The following is a 4,318-nucleotide window of genomic DNA, read 5'->3' as shown; positions in this document are numbered from 1 at the left end:
ACCGGATTCGGGCGCCACGCACAGTGTGTGCCGAATCCGCACAAGCCTTGCGGATCAGACTTCGAACTCTATCGAGCATCCCAGCGTGATCGCATCATCACTGATGGTTCACACCGCTCGGCGGCCGCCTGCGGTGGCCCCACGCGGAAGGAAGGATGCTCATGACCCTCGACCTCGGCCGAGCGTTACACGCCGAACAAACAGCTGAACCGCCGCGCAGCAGCCCACCGGCTGGTCCGAGGCGACCTGGCACGCCGACGAGTGCGCAGTTCCCACCGTCTGTCAGGGCGTGCTCGCGCATTGGGCGGGCGTCATATGTCGGATGGCAACGGTGACGGGCGCTGACGCGGCACCGCTGCAAGCCGTGCTGGTCACGGGCGGCGCCGGGTTCATCGGCTCACACTTCGTCAAACGGTTGCTGCGCTGCCCGGACGTGGCCGAGGTGACCGTTCTGGACGCGCTGACCTACGCCGGAAGCTTGAAGAACCTGGGCGGGGCGCTGGATGACCCGAAGCTGGAATTCGTGCACGCCTCGATCCTCGACCAGCCGGTCGTGGACGCCGTCATGGGCCGGCACACCGCGGTGGTGCACTTCGCCGCGGAGTCGCACGTGGACCGCTCCTTCTTCCACGACGCCGCGTTCCTGTCCACGAACGTGCTCGGCACCCAGGTGCTGTTGGACGCCGCGCTGCGCCATCGGGTGCGCAGGTTCGTGCACGTCTCGACCGACGAGGTCTACGGGCCCTGGCTCACCGGCGCCGCGAGCGAGCGCGACCGGCTGGCCCCGACCGTTCCGTATGCCGCCTCCAAGGCCGCCAGCGACCTGGTGGCCCTCTCGTACGCGCGTACCTATGGGGCGCCGGTGTGCGTGACTCGCTCGTCGAACAACTACGGGCCCGCCCAGCACCCCGAGAAGATCATCCCACTGTTCATCACCAGCCTGCTCAAGGGCCAGGACGTCGCCTTGCACGGCGACGGGAAGCACGTGCGCAACTGGCTGCACGTGCAGGACAACTGCGCCGGAATCGAGCTGGTGCTGCGCGCCGGGCGACCGGGTGAGATCTACAACCTCAGCGACGGGATCGACCTGACCAACAACGAGCTGACCCGGATCCTGCTGCAGCTGTGCGGCGCCGGCTGGGACCGGGTCCGCTACGTTCCCGATCGCACGGCCAACGACCTGCGCTACGCGATGGACTGCGCGAAGGCGCGGGAGGAACTCGGCTACCGGCCGACGCACGACCTGGAAACCGCCCTCGCCGAGACCGTGGAGTGGTACCGCAGCCGTCCGGACCGGTGGGCGCCGGCGCTGCGCGACCCGGCCGCCCCGCTGCCCCGGATCCTTCCTGGTGGCCCAGAGCAGCGCGAGGCGATCTGATGAGCGCCGACGGGGTACTCGGCCAGCGCCGCATCCTGGTCACCGGCGTCGGCGGCGCCCCCGCCTTCGACCTGGCCCGGTTGCTGCTGCGCGCCGGCCACGAGGTCATCGCCGCCGACTGCGACCATCTCGCCCCGGGCCTGCTGATCCCCGGGGCCGTAGCGCGCCTGACCGCCCAATGTACGGACGCCCGCTACGAGCGGGACCTGCTGGAGTTGTGCGAGCAGCTGCACCCTGACGCGATATTCTCCGGCGTCGAGCAGGAACTGCCGCTGCTGCTGCGGATGCGCCCGCACCTGCAGGGGCTCAAGGTGCGCACGTGGCTACCGCCCGCCGACGCGGTCGCGGCCTGCGTGGACAAGGCCCGCTTCGCGCGGGTGCTGCGCGAGCACGCGATCCCGGCACCTGGCACCTGGCTGCCGCACCGGCTGCACGAGGCCCGCACCAGCGGCGGCGCCCTGATCGTCAAACCGCGGCACGGGCAGGGCTCTAAAAACGTGCACGTGTGCGCGACCCGCGCCCAGGCGAAAGTCCTCTGCCAACTCGTCCCGGACCCGATCGTTCAGGAATACGTCGAGGGCGAGGAGTTCACCGCCGACTGCCTGACCGGCCCGGACGCCCGCTCCTCGGTCATCCTGCGCCGCCGACTGCTGATCAAAGGCGGCCTGGCCATGGTGTCTGAGACCTTCCGCCACGGCGGCGCCGAGGACGCCGTGCGCCGAACCCTGAGCGCACTGGGCATGACCGGCGTGTGCTGCGTGCAGGGCCTGATCCGCGCCGACGACACCGCGGTGATCACCGAAGCGAACGCGCGATTCGCCGGGGCGTTCCTCGCCTCCGTCGCCGCCGGCGCCGACCTGGTCAGCCAGGCGCTGCGCGGGGTGTTCGGGTTCGACATCGACCACGAGCGGCTGCGCTACCGGCCGGGAGTGCGCACCACCAAATACGTCGAGACGTTCGCCGCCGCCACTGGCGCGGGAGCGGATCTGGAGGTCACCGATGCAGACCGGCGCGATTAGCCCGGCTTACGCCCGCAACGCCAAACCGTATCTGCTCGGCGGCGAGCTCGACGCCGTGGCGGCGGTATTCGAAGACGGAGAGTTCGGCCACGCCAAGATCGTCGAGCAGTTCGAGCGCGCGGTGGCCGCGTTCCTGGGTGTCGATGACGTGGTGGCGGTAGCCTCCGGCACGGAGGCGCTGTACATCGCGCTGCGCGCGGCCGGGATCAGCCCGGGCTGCGAGGTGATCGTGCCGTCGCTCACCTTCTGCGCCTCGGTGCAGGCGATCGTCGCGACCGGGGCTCGGCCGGTGTTCGTCGAGGTCGATCCCGCGACGCTGTGCACGTGCGCGCAGACGCTGCTCGACGCGGTCACCAGCGCCACCCGCGCCGTCATGCCGGTGCTCTACGGCGGGCGCGCGATCGACTGCTCGTCAATCCGGGCGATCCTGCACGAGCGCGACATCGTGATCATCGAGGATGCGGCCCACGCCTTCGGGTCGACCACGCCCGACGGTGAAGTGCCCGTAGGCGCGACCGGTGACGTCACCTGCTTCAGCTTCGGCCCGATCAAGAATCTGACCTGCGGTCAGGGCGGCGCGATCGTCCCGCGCAGCGCACACGAGGCTGAGCGTGCCAGGACGCTGCGCCTGTGGGGGGTCGCCACCTCTCAGGCCGAGCGCAAGCGCACCACCGGCTACCAGGTCCAGGGCACGGGCCTGCACGGGTTCATGTCGGCGATCAACGCGGCGATCGGCCTGGTCCAGCTCGACGGATTCGCGGCACTGCGCGAGCGGCGCACAAGCCTGTGGCGCGCCTACCGCGACGTGCTCGCCCCGCTCGAGCAGGTCGCCCTAGTCGACGTGGACATCGAGCGCAGCGTCCCGTTCAACTGCGTCGTACGTGTCCCCGAACGCGATGCGGTGTTCACCGCGATGCGCGGCGCCGGGCTCGGGGTGGGCGTGCACTACCCGCCCAACCACCGGCAGCCGGCCTTCGACGCCTGGGCTCGGGGCCTGCCGGTCACCGAGAAAGTCAGTGAGCAGATCATGAGCCTGCCGTTCCACCCGGCCATGGACGCGGACGATGCACAGATCGTGGCCGCTGCCCTCGCACAGGCGCTGCCCTCGGCCCGGGGCCGCGGGTGAACTCCCAGCAGCCGCCCGGCCCACGGCGGATATTGACCGTATGCCTGGGCAACTACTGCCGCTCGCCGCTCGCCGCCGCGAGCCTCACTCAGCTCGCCGGCCCCGAGTTGGAGACCCGCTCCGCGGGACTGCGCGGCAAGTGGGTCGGGCGGCCGGCCCACCCATGGATGTGCGCCGCCGCCGCCGAGCGCGGCATCGACCTTCGCGCCCACCGCGGCACTCAGATCACGCAAGAGCTGATCGGCTGGGCCGATCTGGTCCTGGCGATGGACCGGGCGGTGCTTGCCGAACTGCGGCAGTTCGCCGGCGCGCGCTACGCGGGGAAACTACGCACCTACCTGCCCGACGCTGACGTGCCCGACCCGTTCGGCGGACCCTACGAAGCGTTCCGCGACTGCGTCGCACGGATACGCCACGGCGCTTTCGCATATCTGCCCGAGAGCGACGCTTTGCCCGGAGTGCAGCGAAACTGAGAGTCTTCGAGGTGAACTCCGGCACGTAGAGGCGTATCGAGCTGATGTACGCGCATCGGGGACCCGGCGGCTGCGATGTCGGCGGTCCGCTGCACCCGATTCGTATCCTGACCCTACGCTGACCCGATGCAGCGGCTGAGCCGCCGCACGGTGGCCGCTATTTGCGACCGACGCGGCGTGCTGCGAGTGAGGTGCTGATGGCAGCGACAGTGGCGGCATTGTGGTCCAGCCATGATGGCAGGGGCCCGCACTCGACAGCCGCCGCGGTGGGGCTCGCCGACAACCTTGCCGCGGCGTGCATGCGAGCGATGTGGAGCGCGAT

Annotated in this window: 4 protein-coding genes; all 4 read left to right on the top strand. The window is 70.2% G+C overall.

The window, feature by feature from the left end; genetic code table 11:
• Window positions 1-322 precede the first annotated feature (322 nt).
• The 4 genes from VFA06_RS07395 to VFA06_RS07380 are packed head-to-tail and all read left to right on the top strand — an operon-like array spanning window position 323 to window position 3,996.
• Window positions 323-1,378, top strand: a complete 1,056-nt coding sequence (locus VFA06_RS07395; protein WP_324839686.1) for a dTDP-glucose 4,6-dehydratase — start codon at window positions 323-325, stop codon at window positions 1,376-1,378.
• Window positions 1,378-2,397, top strand: a complete 1,020-nt coding sequence (locus tag VFA06_RS07390; RefSeq protein ID WP_324839685.1) for an ATP-grasp domain-containing protein — start codon at window positions 1,378-1,380, stop codon at window positions 2,395-2,397. Before VFA06_RS07395 ends, VFA06_RS07390 begins: the two co-directional genes overlap by 1 nt.
• Window positions 2,378-3,523, top strand: coding sequence for a DegT/DnrJ/EryC1/StrS family aminotransferase (locus VFA06_RS07385; RefSeq protein WP_324839684.1), 1,146 nt, complete (start codon window positions 2,378-2,380; stop codon window positions 3,521-3,523). Before VFA06_RS07390 ends, VFA06_RS07385 begins: the two co-directional genes overlap by 20 nt.
• Window positions 3,520-3,996 carry a low molecular weight protein-tyrosine-phosphatase gene (locus VFA06_RS07380; protein WP_324839683.1) on the top strand — a complete coding sequence of 159 codons (477 nt, stop codon included), beginning with the start codon at window positions 3,520-3,522 and terminating at the stop codon, window positions 3,994-3,996. Before VFA06_RS07385 ends, VFA06_RS07380 begins: the two co-directional genes overlap by 4 nt.
• The last annotated feature ends 322 nt before the right edge of the window (window positions 3,997-4,318 follow it).

Source organism: Actinocrinis sp. (assembly GCF_035653575.1).
Classification (GTDB): Bacteria; Actinomycetota; Actinomycetes; order Streptomycetales; family Catenulisporaceae; genus Actinocrinis.
Note: the sequence above shows the minus strand (reverse complement) of the source record. Positions and strands in the feature narration are given on the sequence as shown.

What these genes read in the sequence shown, in the direction of transcription:
- VFA06_RS07395 (WP_324839686.1), top strand. Translation starts at nt 323, where the DNA reads ATGGCAACGGTGACGGGCGCTGACGCGGCACCGCTGCAAGCCGTGCTG.
- VFA06_RS07390 (WP_324839685.1), top strand. Translation starts at nt 1,378, where the DNA reads ATGAGCGCCGACGGGGTACTCGGCCAGCGCCGCATCCTGGTCACCGGC.
- VFA06_RS07385 (WP_324839684.1), top strand. Translation starts at nt 2,378, where the DNA reads ATGCAGACCGGCGCGATTAGCCCGGCTTACGCCCGCAACGCCAAACCG.